17 protein-coding genes are annotated in these 13,655 nt (G+C 39.6%); 4 read left to right on the forward strand and 13 right to left on the reverse strand.

The window, feature by feature from the left end; translation table 11 throughout:
• Positions 1–4: 4 nt before the first annotated feature.
• From BN2458_RS08570 to BN2458_RS08590, 4 genes are all read right to left on the reverse strand, one after another.
• On the reverse strand, positions 5–751 hold the full coding sequence (locus tag BN2458_RS08570; RefSeq protein WP_034327137.1) for a fumarate reductase iron-sulfur subunit: 747 nt from the start codon (positions 749–751) through the stop codon (positions 5–7).
• Positions 748–2,727 (reverse strand): fumarate reductase flavoprotein subunit, encoded by a 1,980-nt coding sequence (locus BN2458_RS08575; RefSeq protein ID WP_034327136.1) that lies wholly within the window; start codon positions 2,725–2,727, stop codon positions 748–750. The genes BN2458_RS08570 and BN2458_RS08575 overlap by 4 nt, the downstream gene beginning before the upstream one ends.
• A complete protein-coding gene (locus BN2458_RS08580; protein WP_034327135.1) occupies positions 2,727–3,485 on the reverse strand; it encodes a fumarate reductase cytochrome b subunit in 759 nt (252 codons plus the stop codon). The genes BN2458_RS08575 and BN2458_RS08580 overlap by 1 nt, the downstream gene beginning before the upstream one ends.
• 424 nt (positions 3,486–3,909) lie before the next feature.
• The gene (locus BN2458_RS08590) at positions 3,910–4,479 is read right to left on the reverse strand and encodes a YceI family protein (RefSeq protein ID WP_034327133.1); all 570 of its coding nucleotides are present in this window, start codon (positions 4,477–4,479) and stop codon (positions 3,910–3,912) included.
• Between the two features lie 163 nt (positions 4,480–4,642).
• Between BN2458_RS08590 and hemL the strand changes: the two genes are divergently transcribed.
• Genes hemL through BN2458_RS08605 form a run of 3 tightly spaced genes read left to right on the forward strand, consistent with a single transcriptional unit; the run spans position 4,643 to position 6,856 of the window.
• Positions 4,643–5,938 (forward strand): glutamate-1-semialdehyde 2,1-aminomutase, encoded by a 1,296-nt coding sequence (hemL, locus tag BN2458_RS08595; protein WP_034343362.1) that lies wholly within the window; start codon positions 4,643–4,645, stop codon positions 5,936–5,938.
• A gap of 11 nt (positions 5,939–5,949) precedes the next feature.
• The gene (locus BN2458_RS09755) at positions 5,950–6,393 is read left to right on the forward strand and encodes an AtpZ/AtpI family protein (RefSeq protein ID WP_052082169.1); all 444 of its coding nucleotides are present in this window, start codon (positions 5,950–5,952) and stop codon (positions 6,391–6,393) included.
• Positions 6,356–6,856 (forward strand): hypothetical protein, encoded by a 501-nt coding sequence (locus BN2458_RS08605; protein ID WP_138117637.1) that lies wholly within the window; start codon positions 6,356–6,358, stop codon positions 6,854–6,856. Before BN2458_RS09755 ends, BN2458_RS08605 begins: the two co-directional genes overlap by 38 nt.
• An 8-nt stretch (positions 6,857–6,864) precedes the next feature.
• On the opposite strand, the gene BN2458_RS08610 is transcribed toward BN2458_RS08605, so the two are convergent.
• The 9 genes from BN2458_RS08610 to BN2458_RS08650 all read right to left on the reverse strand — a co-directional run bounded on the left by BN2458_RS08610 (position 6,865) and on the right by BN2458_RS08650 (position 12,247).
• Positions 6,865–7,272 (reverse strand): hypothetical protein, encoded by a 408-nt coding sequence (locus BN2458_RS08610; protein ID WP_052082167.1) that lies wholly within the window; start codon positions 7,270–7,272, stop codon positions 6,865–6,867.
• Between the two features lie 73 nt (positions 7,273–7,345).
• Entirely contained in the window at positions 7,346–7,975 is a 630-nt protein-coding gene (locus tag BN2458_RS08615; protein WP_052082166.1) for an HP0729 family protein, read from the reverse strand.
• Positions 7,976–8,047: 72 nt separating this feature from the next.
• The gene (locus tag BN2458_RS08620; protein ID WP_052082165.1) at positions 8,048–9,031 is read right to left on the reverse strand and encodes a GTPase; all 984 of its coding nucleotides are present in this window, start codon (positions 9,029–9,031) and stop codon (positions 8,048–8,050) included.
• Positions 9,032–9,244: 213 nt separating this feature from the next.
• Positions 9,245–9,847: a hypothetical protein gene (locus tag BN2458_RS08625; RefSeq protein ID WP_034343360.1), complete on the reverse strand. Its 603-nt coding sequence runs from the start codon at positions 9,845–9,847 to the stop codon at positions 9,245–9,247.
• Positions 9,848–9,859: 12 nt separating this feature from the next.
• Complete coding sequence (locus BN2458_RS08630) at positions 9,860–10,051, reverse strand: hypothetical protein (RefSeq protein WP_034343359.1); 192 nt, start codon at positions 10,049–10,051, stop codon at positions 9,860–9,862.
• Between the two features lie 57 nt (positions 10,052–10,108).
• Positions 10,109–10,312, reverse strand: coding sequence for a hypothetical protein (locus BN2458_RS08635; RefSeq protein WP_034327126.1), 204 nt, complete (start codon positions 10,310–10,312; stop codon positions 10,109–10,111).
• Positions 10,309–10,623, reverse strand: a complete 315-nt coding sequence (locus BN2458_RS08640) for a hypothetical protein (protein ID WP_034343358.1) — start codon at positions 10,621–10,623, stop codon at positions 10,309–10,311. Before BN2458_RS08640 ends, BN2458_RS08635 begins: the two co-directional genes overlap by 4 nt.
• Before the next feature lie 14 nt (positions 10,624–10,637).
• Positions 10,638–11,228, reverse strand: coding sequence for a hypothetical protein (locus BN2458_RS08645; protein WP_034343357.1), 591 nt, complete (start codon positions 11,226–11,228; stop codon positions 10,638–10,640).
• Positions 11,229–11,362: 134 nt separating this feature from the next.
• Positions 11,363–12,247 carry a helix-turn-helix transcriptional regulator gene (locus BN2458_RS08650; protein ID WP_034343356.1) on the reverse strand — a complete coding sequence of 295 codons (885 nt, stop codon included), beginning with the start codon at positions 12,245–12,247 and terminating at the stop codon, positions 11,363–11,365.
• Between the two features lie 178 nt (positions 12,248–12,425).
• Between BN2458_RS08650 and BN2458_RS08655 the strand changes: the two genes are divergently transcribed.
• Positions 12,426–13,634, forward strand: a complete 1,209-nt coding sequence (locus BN2458_RS08655; protein ID WP_034343355.1) for a 2,3,4,5-tetrahydropyridine-2,6-carboxylate N-succinyltransferase — start codon at positions 12,426–12,428, stop codon at positions 13,632–13,634.
• The last annotated feature ends 21 nt before the right edge of the window (positions 13,635–13,655 follow it).

Below are 13,655 nucleotides of genomic sequence, written 5' to 3' on the forward strand. Positions count from 1 at the left end.
GGGATTATTTCTTCATACCAACGCTTACCATTTTGCGGCGCAAATAAGCAATTTTGCTTTGCAAAGGAAGCTCTTTTGGACAAGTATCGTGGCACGCAATAAGGCTCATACAGCCAAACACACCATCATCATTGCCCACAAGCTCATAATAATCCTCATCGGTGCGCTCATCGTGTTTATCAATCATAAACCGCACTACACGATTCATACCCGCAGCACCTACAAAATCCTCACGCATAATCTTTGTCGCACAGCTTGCAATACAGCAACCACACTCAATACATCTATCAAGCTCAAATACCTCATCTGCCTCTTTGGGCTCAATAGGCATTTCGATTTTAGAAATATCTGGTTGATGTTGCGTATGAATCCAGCTCTCAACGCGTTTAGTCATACCTGCAAACCACTCGCCTGTATTAACGCTCAAATCTTTGATAAGCTTAAACGCAGGGAGCGGCATAAGTGTGATAACGCCATCTGGGAAATCTTGAGTGAGTGTTTTACACGCAAGTCGTGGGCGTCCATTAATCATCATAGCACAGCTTCCGCATATACCAGCACGGCACACGAAGTCAAAGCTCAAATCCGGGTCTTGCTGCTCTCTAATCATGCCAAGCGCAATGAAAACCGTCATAGAGTGAGCCTCTTGGACTTGATACTCACGGAAGTGTGGTTTTGAAACCGCACTTTGAGGGTCAAACTTTAATGCTCGAATGGTGATTGTCCTTCCTTGTTGTTGTGTTGCACTCATTTTTTATCTCCTAGTCGTTGATTTTTTGCTTTGTAATGTGGCTGGAGATTAAAAGGCATAAGAGCTTCTTGTAATGCGTATCTATCGCCACCTTTTGCTTGAATCTCTTGTGTGATTTTTTCAATCTCTGCTTGGCGAATGGCACTATTTGGGTGCTCAATAATCATACCCTTAGCCCCATATCCACGGAATCCCGGAGCAATCTCCATTTTCATAATATCCAAATCTTCATAGGTAACTGTTGGCAATGTTTGACTTGGATCTTCCCAGCTTGTAAGTGTGCGTTTTAACCAATTTGCATCATCGCGTTTTGGATAGTCTTCGCGTGTATGCGCACCGCGAGATTCTGTTCTATCAAGCGCACCTTTTGCTACACACAGCGCGATTTTAAGCATTTTTGGTGTGCGGTAAGCATCTTCAAGCTCTGGATTGTTATGAAGCTTTTTGTTTTGCACACGCACATTTTTACTGCGCTTATAAAGCTCTTCAAGCTTATCAACCGCTTCTTTCAAGCTATCGCCGTGGCGGAAAATACCCACATCATTATCCATAATATCTTTCATTGCATTCTTTAGCACATACACATCTTCGTTGCCTGTGCTATTGAGTAATGAAGCAATATAATCTTGCTCTTTTTGCACGAATTTTTCTAATGTAGCCGTTTGCACATCAATTTGCGCACCTTTGCAGTATTCTGTGAAATATTCACCGATAATCATACCAGATACCACAGCTTCGCTTACAGAGTTACCACCCAAACGATTGAATCCGTGTAAATCCCAGCACGCTACTTCGCCTGCCGCAAATAAGCCTTTGAGATAAGTCTCGCCTCTGTAATCTGTACGGACTCCACCCATAGAGTAGTGTTGCATTGGTCGCACAGGCGCCCAAACTCCCGGAGTAGCAGGGTCAATACCCGCAAAAGTCTTACAAATATCTTGCACATCGCGCAAGTTTCTCTCCACGTGAGCACGCCCTAGAATTGAAATATCAAGCCACAAGTGGTCGCCATAAGGAGATTTTACACCCTTACCCTTGCGGATATGTTCAAGCATTCTTCTTGAAACAACATCACGACTTGCAAGTTCTTTTTTTTCTGGCTCATAATCAGGCATAAAGCGATAGCCATCAACATCACGCAACACACCGCCATCACCACGACAACCTTCAGTAAGCAAGATTCCGCTAGGCACAATTGGAGTTGGGTGGAATTGCACCGCTTCCATATTGCCAAGTTTTGCAACGCCTGTTTCCATAGCGATTGCCGCACCTGTTCCCTCGCAAATTACGGCATTTGTAGTATTGCGATACACTCTACCATATCCACCAGTAGCAAGGAGAGTGCCTTTTGAGACATACGCGCTTAGCTCACCTGTTACTAAATCACGCACTACGGCACCATAGCATCTACCATCTTGGTGGATAAGAGAAATTGCCTCTTTTCTGTCTTGAATATCTACACCGAGCTTATAAGATTCATTTGCCACCGCGTAAAGCATTGTATGCCCTGTCGCGTCAGCAGTGTAGCAAGTTCTCCATTTCTTTGTGCCACCAAAGTCGCGAGAGTGAATGTAGCCGTGCCTAAAGTCATCTTCTGTGATTGTTACTTTTTCACCATTAATGACAGCAGGTCTATCACCTTTTTGAATCCTCGTCCAAGGCACACCATACCCAGCTAATTGACGAATCGCCTTAGGTGCGGTTGTAACAAACATTCTTGCCACATCTTGATCACAACCCCAGTCGCTCCCTTTTACCGTGTCTGCAAAGTGTAAATCTTCATTATCACCATCACTCTTTACCGAATTACCAAGACTCGCTTGCATTCCACCTTGAGCCGCTGCGGAGTGGCTGCGCTTGACAGGCACGAGAGATAGCACAATAGTATTCAATCCCGCTTGTTTTGCTGCAATAGAAGCACGAAGTCCTGCTAGTCCTCCGCCAATAATTAATGCGTCACTATAAATCACTTTCATTATTTACCCCCAAATTCAATTGCATCGTAATGCTTGTAGTTGATATCAGGATTTGTTTGACTGATACCATACATCATATAAGCAGCAAATGTCGCTAATCCTAAGATAATGAAAAATGCGCTCATAAGCCATTTGATTGTGCGGAGTGCCTTTAATCCTAATCCATCGAGCCAACCCCATTTAATGCAAAGACGATAAAGTCCAATAGAAGCGTGAAGCTCTACTGCAAAGAGAAGCACGATATATAGAATCCAAAAATGCTCACTCCAAAAACGATACGCAGAGCCATTTGGTCCAATTGTATCAGGCTGTGTAAGCATAATAAAGAGATGCACGGTCGCTGTAAAGAAAAGCACAAAACCAGTGAATGCCTGAATCGCCCAAAGCGATGTATCGCTATGTTTCATAAGACTCTTATGCACTTTCAAAGCCAAAAACTGCCTATAATTTATAGGGAATTTCCTCACAGCCAAAAATGCGTGTGCCACAAGCGCGATAATAATCACTACTGCGACTACACTTACGATGTAAGGATTCCCACCTTCTATGAGGAAGCTACCCTCAAAGAATTTCGCAACAGCATACATCGCATCACGACTAATAAGAATAGAAGCGACAAAAAACATATGCAGAATCATAAACAAAGCTAGGAATAATCCCGTTGCACTTTGCCAAAAATCAAGCTTGGCTGGATTTTTACTTTTCTTTCTTTGAGGTGTTACTCCTGCGTAACTCTCAATTACCTTATCCTCTCGCATGTATCCTCCTGTTTGTAGTTTGACCCATCAAGCTCACACAAGCACTCCAAAGAAAGCTAATAAAAGACTTTATAGGCTTACCTTAAACCCTTGTGAGACTCTCAAAAAAGGTTATGTTTTTATTATAGGCAAATAATTATTAAAGTTTTTTTATACTTCATATGCTTAATATTTCTCACATTACTTTATGTGATATATTTTGCTAAACAATAAAAATATGTATAAAAACGCATTGTGCTAGTTTGCAACATAAGAATGTGGGAGATAAAATCCCGTAAAATGAAGTTGTGCCTATTTAAAATCCTAAAAATATGTGTATTACAAAAAGAAGCACAAGGCAAGATTCTCATTTCCGCATAAAGCATTGCACCACAGAATCTTGCCCCTAATTTTATAGAATCTGTAAAACAGAATCTAGAGTTTGTTATTTCAATGGCGCTTCAAGGGCAATTTCTACCTGCGACCAAGTCAAGCCCTCGTGCAAATCCGCTACCGCCGCTTGCAAACTCGCTCTTGCGTTCTCCGCACCAAATGCACCTATATCAATCACGCCTTTTACGATAAGTTTCTTATTCTTATCGCTTGTTACCTCAAACTGCATAGGTACTTTGTTTGTTTTGCCATTCATACGCACATTTGCTAGAAGTGTGCCCTTGTTTTTACCCTCAATCACTTCTTTGAAAGTTACCTTAATGGGCTCTTTCTTTTGAAAATGCCCGAAAAAATGCGTGCGTATCGTATCGTCTCTGTCTTTGTCGGCGGTGTTGATTTTATTCACATCAATGGTCGCCGTGGCATTGTTGAGCTGGGATTCTAAACTTTGTGTCTTGTTTGGTGTGCCGAATTTAAACTGCACATCATCAAATTTGCCATTAACTCCTATTTTCGCTGGCGTTTTGAAAGCCGTCCATTTTACCTCTGCCTTTGAAGTATCAATGCTTGCACCATATACCAAACCACCTGCAAGAATCATACCCACAATAATCTTTTTCATTCCGTCTCCTTTAAGAAATATTAAAAACACATTCAAGTATAGGATAAAAAAACAAATAGTTTGCACAAATTCTAAACTTAACAGAATCTACATAAGGTTATAAAAACGATTTAAAAGGGGTTGCTATAATGCACCCATATCTTAGGGCTAAAAGGATAGCAAAATGAATATGTTGCAAAGCATTAATGACTTCAACGAGGCAAAGCAGGTAATTCCCGGTGGGGTAAATTCTCCTGTAAGGGCATTTGGCTCTGTGGGTGGCACACCGCCATTTATCGCTAGGGGCGAGGGAGCATACATATATGATGAGGATAATAATGCCTACATCGACTTCGTGCAGAGCTGGGGACCACTCATATTTGGACACACTGATAAAGATGTAGAATCTGCACTCGCAATGGCAATAAAGGACGGACTAAGCTTTGGCGCGCCCACGCAAAAGGAAACTACGCTTGTTAAGCAAATTATCTCCCTTACGCAAAGTGTGGAAAAAATGCGCCTTGTCAATTCCGGCACAGAGGCGACAATGAGCGCGTTGCGTTTAGCTCGAGCCTACACAAAAAAAGATGATATTATCAAGTTTGAAGGCTGCTATCACGGACATAGCGATTCGTTGCTTGTGAGTGCGGGAAGCGGCTGTGCTACATTTGGGACACCAAGCTCACCGGGTGTGCCAAGCGATATATCAAAGCACACGCTTGTAGCGCGATACAACGATATAGAATCTGTGCGCGCTTGCTTTGAGAGTAGTAAAAATGTAGCCTGTGTGATTATCGAGGCATTAGCTGGAAATATGGGCTTTGTCCCCGCCGATAAAGATTTTATGCAAGATTTAAGGGCAATATGCGACAAACACAACGCTCTTTTAATTATCGATGAAGTGATGAGTGGTTTTAGGGCTGGGTTTGATGGCGCGATTGGTATCTATGGTGTAGAGGCGGATTTAGTTACTTATGGTAAGGTGATTGGTGGGGGTATGCCTTTGGCTGCCTTTGGCAGTAGAGCGGATATTATGGATATGCTCTCCCCTGTGGGTGGCGTGTATCAAGCCGGAACACTAAGCGGAAACCCTATCGCAGTAAGCGCGGGAATTGCCACACTTGCTAAAATCAAGGCAAATCCGCATTTATATAAGAATCTCAACGCTCTTGCACAAAGACTCATCAATGGTTTGAAAGACGCTGCATTAAAGCATAAGATTCCATTACAGGTGGATTGTAGGGGCAGTATGTTTGGATTTTTCTTTAATGAAAATGTGGTGAAAAACTTTGATGACGCGAAAAAAAGCGATACTAAAATGTTTGCAAAATTTCATCAAAAAATGCTTGAAAAGGGTGTGTATTTCGCCTGCTCGCAGTTTGAAACAGGATTTATTTGTAGCGCAATGAATGAAGCAATGATTGATGAAGTCATAGCAAAAGCAAATGAAGCCTTTAATGAAATCGTATATGAGGGCTAAAAGAGGCAACAATGAGTGAAAAAAGCACATCTCCCAAGCAAGATTCGAATCTCTCCATAGAATCTCAAGCACAAGATTCTACAAACGCGCAGGAGCGCGGACATAGCACAAATGAGGACAAAGCTTTAGAATCTAAGCACAATGATGTTTTAGATTCAAAGCCGACTTTAGGTATTGTCGCAAGTGGAGCAAATGAATTAAGTGTAGGGATTTCTATCGTTGTGGCGGTGCTTTTGGGTATAGGTATTGGCATACTCTTAGAGCGAGTAAGCGGACAAAAATGGCTCTTTTGGCTTGGTGTTGTTTGGGGCATTGCCGCAGCGATTTTAAATCTTTACCGCGCGTATAAAAGAGCGCAAAAAGAGGCAGAAGAGTTAGCCGCACACCCTCGTTATAGCTACAAAGGCGCACAAAAAGATGATGAAGAAGATTCACAAAATGGCGTATATTACTAAAACATCGTGCAAATTTTTAGGCATACTCATTATTATCGCGTGTGTGGGTGGAGCAATCGCCTTGATGCAGAGCGTGGCATCTTTAGCGAGTTTTGAAGTAGGCTTTGTGGGCTTTTCACTTATCGTAGGGGGTTCATTTATCACTTTATTGAAGCGTCTAAAAAATCAAGATTCCACAAAAGACAATGACAGAAAAGAATCTAAAAAACAAGAGAGCAAGGAGCAAGAAACACAAGAAGCGCAGGAGAAAATGCCAAGCTTTTCAACGCGTTTTGTGATTGGTGCACAGATAAGCTTATCATTTTTACGACTTGTAAGCTATGTGCTTTTTGCCCTTATGCTGATAGCATTGTTTGAATATCAGCTTTTTGCCCTTAGTGCGTTTTTTGTTGGGTTGTGTATAGCGGTGGTTGTGTTTGTGGGGCTAGGGCTTTGGAGCATTAGACAAGCTAAGGTGCAATAGCTTTGGGATTATGTCATTTTTAGAAGCATATTTTTTGCTCCTATTAATGATGTAAATACACCACTTTCGCCTACATTTAATCCTATACCTAGCATAACAGAGCGCAAATACAAAGCCTCTTGCAAATGCGCTTGTTTTTGATGCACACTTGTGTTGCGGATTTTTTGGAGGATTCTAATATGTTGTGGCAAAGTAACACTAAGGTAGAATTTCAATGGATTTTTGCTAAAAAGATTCTCAATATGTGCTTTTATAGAATCATTTTTGAGTAATGTATTATAAGTGGCTAAATTTGGTTTAGACTTAAACATATCCTTTATGCGAAAGCTAACGCCCTGCACTTCATAGGGAATATCTAAAACACTCTCATCTTTTGTGCCAAGAAATGCAAAAAGCCTTTTAGCAAACTCCCACATTTCTTGCTCAAAACTTCGCGCATAAAAAATGATAATAGATGAGCAATCTGCACCATTTTGCTTCTCTAGCTTATCATTGTTGCAATTCTAGCTCGGCTTTTGTGAGGTTTTCTAATGTGCTTACAAGACAATGCTTCATAAAACTCTCGCCTAGATTCAAATCCACAAGTGCTTTTTTCATCTCTATAAATTCCTTGCTTTGCAAGGCGTCAATATAATATTTTTTTGATTCTATAAAGTAATTTTCAGGCTTTTTAAGCTCTATATGCAATGGATATTCATAAGGATTGCCATAAATGGTAAAAGTGCGGTTATTGTATGTGGGCGTGGTGAAGTTTGCCAAATATATATCACGCACTTTAGCAAAATCCCCGCGCACCAATTCACGCAAATCCTCTATGATAAACCACACTTCAACATCAAGCTTTTGATAATAATCTGGCGTAATGTGTGGATTCTCTAAGCTTTCACAAACGCGGGAAACCTTTGCGACAAAGAGATGCTCATAATCTGTGAGGAAAAGCTGCAAAGGACATATATAGTCATTAAGATGTGAGATTTGCTTAGAATCTGCATTGTCTGTGCGCAGTTTTGAACGCACTTTGCCAAAAGCTACCTGCCCTTGAGATTTGAGAATCTCCAAATGCTTACCAATCACATTTGATTCATAATATGGATTGTAAAGAATGAGGTAGTTTTGCATAGGGATTCCTTTACAAAATGAGAATCCAATCGCAGAATGCGGAGATTCTGCAGTATTGTATCAATATTATGGCTAATGCTTTAGAAAGATTTTCCCAGCAAGATTGCCTATGAAGCCAATTACGCCGCTAACTACTTTTGGGACAAGCATTGGCACTACCGCAGATGCCACATCTTTTATCACCTCTGCAATCGAACCCCAAAAAGATGATTCATTTTTACTACCATATTCTCCTTTATAGACTCCTTCAGTAGCACTTTGGTTAAGTACAGCTACTTTACGTGGGGGCAAACCCTTTTGGATATAATAAAATAGCTTATCTATATTGTATGATGGATAGTGTTTGTTTTCTTTCTCATCATAAAATCCTGCACTATAATAAATAGGCTCTGTTTTTAATCCAGTAGTCTCTAAGATTCTATATTGAATCTCCGCTACTTTTTTACCCAGCACCAGTTTTAGAAAATTATTAGGCTCTGCCTTTTCATAATCAAATTTGGCTTCTGGGTGAGAGCCTGCTTTATCACATTTATTAAGAGCTATAAGGATTCTCTCTTGTCTATCTTCTGTTTTAAGAACCTGATCTACGACTTTGATAGTTTCATAAACACTTCCCAAATCGCGCTCTGCTGAAGCATCAATAAGAATGAGTGCTAAGTCAATGAGTGCATCGCCGTTGTCATCTTCGGCGGTAAGAATATTTTGAATCTTGCGTTTATGTTCTTCGTCTTTTTGTCCATCACCTAGCCCCGGACTATCGTATATGGTGATATTATCACTTACTTTATATTCTTTTACCTCCATAGTTACGGGACTTCCACCACTTTTTATGGATATATCCATTTCTTTTTCTGGATTGCAGTGTTTAAATAATGCCTTGATAGTCGTGCTTTTGCCAACACCAGTGCCACCTACGATGAGTATATTAAGCCGAGTTTTTCTTATTTCTTTCTCAAATGCTTCTTTGAGTATAGAAACATTCTCTGCGCCAATATCTCCCAAATGCTTCCACAGATTATCATTACCTACATTTCTTGTTTTTATTTCATTTCCCATTTTCTCTCCTTTGATTTTGCTAGCATTCTCCTCACCAAATATGCTTGCCACGCTAGTCAAATTTTTAGTCAAATTTTTGATTACATTTTCCGTTTCGAGGAAACTTTTTATTTCATTAACGATTTTCTCTCCTTTAAGATAAATTTTGTATTACCCACAATAAAATGTGAGCACTATCAAATCTGTCTCCTATGGCATTTTAAAGCCACTCATTTATCCACCATCGCCCCATTCACCATTTTTACAACTCTCTAGGCTTTCTTTATCCTCTGTGATAATCTCGCAGCGCCCCATATCTCCAATAGTGATGTTGTTTTTATCTATGCCAATAGCATTTAAATCCAATGTATCAAAGTTGCTTTTAAGCCCACAAGCCTTACTTGCCCATATATCAAGCAGCATTTGTTGTTTTAGCATATAAACATCAACCCCTTGTTCGTTAGCCATTTGGGTAAAAAAGGTTTGTGCCACTTTTTTGCAATACCAATTATCTAAGCCCGTATTTGCTAGAGAGTGAAGTGTATGGACATATTCTTTAATAGCGTTACTTAATGCCTTTTCATCTTTATAGTTGCCTGATACATAGAGGTCTAAATCACTTGAAAGCCTAGAATTAAGCTCTGATTCGTCCTCAATGGCATTTGTTCTTAACAATAAATCAGCATACACTAAATCACAAATTTTAGCTCCCCTTGTCTCTAGACATTTATTTGAGATTCTTTCTATATCCTTTTGCTTTAACTCCTCATCTGCACCACAGATTGAGATAAACACAAAAGCTATTACCAACACTTTGCATATATTTTTCATAAGCATTTTGACTCCTTTTTAAGAAAATAAATCTTTTATGTTTTTGCGTAGCATATCAAGCCCATTAGGAGTTTGTTTCTCACTCATTATTTGCCCACATTTTGGGCAAATGGGCATATCTTGTGCAGTGAGTGCATCGCTTTTTGGCGAGACAATCTTGCTTGTGCCACATTTTGTGCATATTACTTTGTAGGGTTGGGGCTGCATCATAGAGAATCCTTATGCTTATTTGATTTGCTCATCTTTTTAGTCAAACTTGCGGTGAATCTATCCTCCATTTTCTGACTCCTTTATGCTTGTGATGAAAAAATACACTATCCCCACGCACACAAGGAATACGCCAAGTGGAGGAATAGCTATGGCAAGTATCAACGCGAGTGCAACAAAAAGTGTTTTTGCATTTGGCAAACTTGAGTGATAAAGCAAAAAGAGCAAAATCGCTGCTATAACACCGAGTATGAAGACACTCATACAAGACTCCTTATGATTTGAGATATATCTGCTTTTTTGTTTTTTGCCACGAAAAAGATAGAATCTAATACCTCTTCAAAATCTGCTCTATGGGTATCTCTATATGAACCTATGAGGTTGATGATTGCTAAGATATGCTCGTGTTGTTCATCTTGTGCGCCCAATCCTTGCAAATGAGGCTTTATTTTGAGCCATAAACAAACCAAAGGAAACATTTTGGTTACCTCCCAGATTTTAAAGCTTGAAGCTAAGCTAAAAATTGCCTTTAGTAACTCCATAAGTTCTCCCTCGCTCATATCTTTAAGATTCATCAACTCTCCTTAATCTAGTGCTTACTCTTTGATAATATGTCAAGAATCTCATCTATGTTTGATTCGTATTTATCAAATGCACGACCAAGATTTTCCAAATCATCTATTTCTCTGCCATCAATTGCTTGAGTGCAACTTGCAATATCTCCTTTAAACTGCTCCCATTTTTGAAACCATTCATTTGCTTTGCTTAGGGCTTCTTTGTCATCATAATTCCCTTCAGCAATCCCTCCCGCTACACTAAGGGCATAAGCTGACTTGTCTGAAGGGTCTAAAAATGAGCTTTTGGCTACAAACTTATCAACAGCATTAGAACCCGCATCTACAATCTCGCCCACACCTTCTAACATCTTAGTGATTTTCCCGCCAAGGATAGAATCTATCTTATCCAATGTGCTAAAGTCCGCATTTTCAAGATAGCCATCTACCTTTTTTGATATATTTTGGCATTTGCGTTCAACAGATTCAAGTAAATCCAAACCTTTTTCGCACACATAACTCGTGGTGTCTATACAACCTGCCTTTTCTGCCTTAGAATCTAAAAACTTCTTTGCTACCAAAGTAACTGCACCAATTGCGATACTGCCTAATATTACCTTTTTCATCGTTGCTCCTTAAGAGTGAAGTATTCGCTTTAAAAGCTTGTGGAATAATAAACAAGCCTTGCGACACATAATGTCGTTTCGATACAAACAAGTGCAATTTGTAAAATATATTGATATTTTGGGCATTTGTAGATTCATAGAATCTGCCTTTTAGCTTTTTGTAAGTAAGTTTTTAAAAGATTTTCAAGGTGTGTTTGCAATTCTTTTGGTTCTAAGATTCTTATTGCGGGTAGCCACATTTTTGCGAGATTAATCACCTCATCTTTAAAGGCATAGCTCACTTCAAATATCGCTCCACTCGAATTTGTACGTAATTGTTTGAGATTTTTTGGCATACCTTTGCGCGTGAAAAACTCTAGCGCACTGCTGGATATATGGATAGTTGCTTTGTATGAGCATTCATTGCGAAACTCTGTATTTTGAGAATCTATGAGGGCGAGGATTTCTTTCTTTGGTTTAAATTGTGTGCTGTTTTGACGCAAAGAGTGTATTTTGCTTAATGTAAAATGCTTTAATTTGTCTTTTTCCGCAGCTAAAAGATACCAAATACCTTTAATATGGATAATTTTGTAGGGTTCGACAAGTCGTGTTTTGTCTTTATAGGCAAAGCTTATTTTATGCGCAGTAAGAATGGCTATACTTAGCTTTTCAAATGTATCATAATCTGGCATTTGGCGATTTGGCGGAGTGATAATAAAAGATTGAGTGATGTTGGGATTGAGCAAATCCACAATAAAATCAGCATCTAGCTTTGGATAGAGATTTGCAAGTCCGCTTTGCTTGGCAAAATGCTTTAGGTCTTTATAGCTAAGTCTTCCTAAAGCGTAAGGTTCTAATGTATAGATTCCATTAGATTTTTGGATTGGTAGATGTTTGCACAGCTTTTCCATATCGCGCTGTATTGTGCGCAATGAGACATTAAATTCTTGAGATAATGCCTTAAGGTCTATACTTTGCCCAAGTAAAAAGAGCTTTAGAATCTCAACAATGCGCGTTGATGTATTGTCCTTGTGTGCCATTTACCAACTCTTAATTTTACCTTATGTATAAAAAATCATACTACAAAAAAAAAAAACGAGTCAAGCTTAAAACAATGAATGTTTTTGTTTTATTCTATTAAGGATAAATGATGTAAAATGTTAGCTTTTTATCAAAAAAGTGCAAAATCAAAAAGAATGAAAAAAGGAGAAAGTTATTATGGGCATTGAGAAATTTAAGTTATTTGTTGATGAATACCAAAAGTCAGCAACGTATAAAGAACCATTAGGTTTTGGTATTGCGCGTGTGGAGATTGGTAAAAAGTCTAAGGCAGTGTTGTGCGCAACTTATCCTACGATGAATTGGAAAGGAGAGAATCTCGGCACTTATGCCGTGCTATGTGAGAGTGCAAAAGCTGGTGAACTCATAGCTCAAAGTGATAATGAAGCGGTGTATGGCATTAATCAGGAATTTGTGCATAAGGCACTTGAGCTTTACACTCCTTTCTTAAATGAGGCATTAAGCGATTCTCAAACGCACAAAAATATTCAAGTGATTTTGGAGCTTCAAAAACAAGCAAATAAAGGCAAGCTAAAAACAAAGGGTGGTAGAGCTCGGTATAGATTCTGTGTTATCTATAAAGATGAAAAATGCGAAAGCGTAGAATCTGCATATCTTAAACTTTTGGCTTTATCTTTAGGCAAAGCGCCTTTGCGTTCTTTGCAACTTGATGGTATTTTTGGATTACTGCAAAATGTCGCTTGGAGCGGCAATAAACCCTATGAATTGGAATGGCTAAGAGAAAATGAGGTGCGATTAAAAATAGAGGGCGAGTTCCCCGCAATCGATTTTGTCGATAAATTCCCGCGCTACCTTATGCAAGTCATTCCACAATATGACAATATCCGCCTTTTAGATTCTGCTAAAACGCGCTTTGGTGCGTATCTTGGCACAGGTGGCTATACGCAAATGCCCGGCGCGAGTTATGTGAATTTTAATGCCGGAGCAATGGGAGCTTGTATGAATGAGGGGCGCATTAGCTCAAGCGTAGTAATAGGCGAAGGCACAGATATTGGTGGTGGTGCGAGTATTTTAGGTGTGCTAAGCGGTGGTAATAGCGATCCTATCAGCATTGGCAAAAACTGCCTACTTGGCGTCAATAGTGCCACCGGTATTAGCTTGGGCGATGGGTGCATTGTCGATGGTGGCATTGCTGTTTTAGCCGGAGGAGTATTCTATATCAAGCCCGAAGAGGCAGAGAAAATCGCCGAAATCAATGATACTTTTGTCGTCAAAGAAAGCAATCTCTACAAAGGTAGGGAGTTATCGGGCAAACACGGCATTCATTTTCGTTGTGATAGTCAAAGTGGCAAGATGATAGCTTTTAGGAGTAATAGAAAAATTGAGCTTAATACAGCTTTGCATTAAGAATCTAAAAGAGTGGTATTA

Source organism: Helicobacter typhlonius (assembly GCF_001460635.1).
Classification (GTDB): Bacteria; Campylobacterota; Campylobacteria; order Campylobacterales; family Helicobacteraceae; genus Helicobacter_C; species Helicobacter_C typhlonius.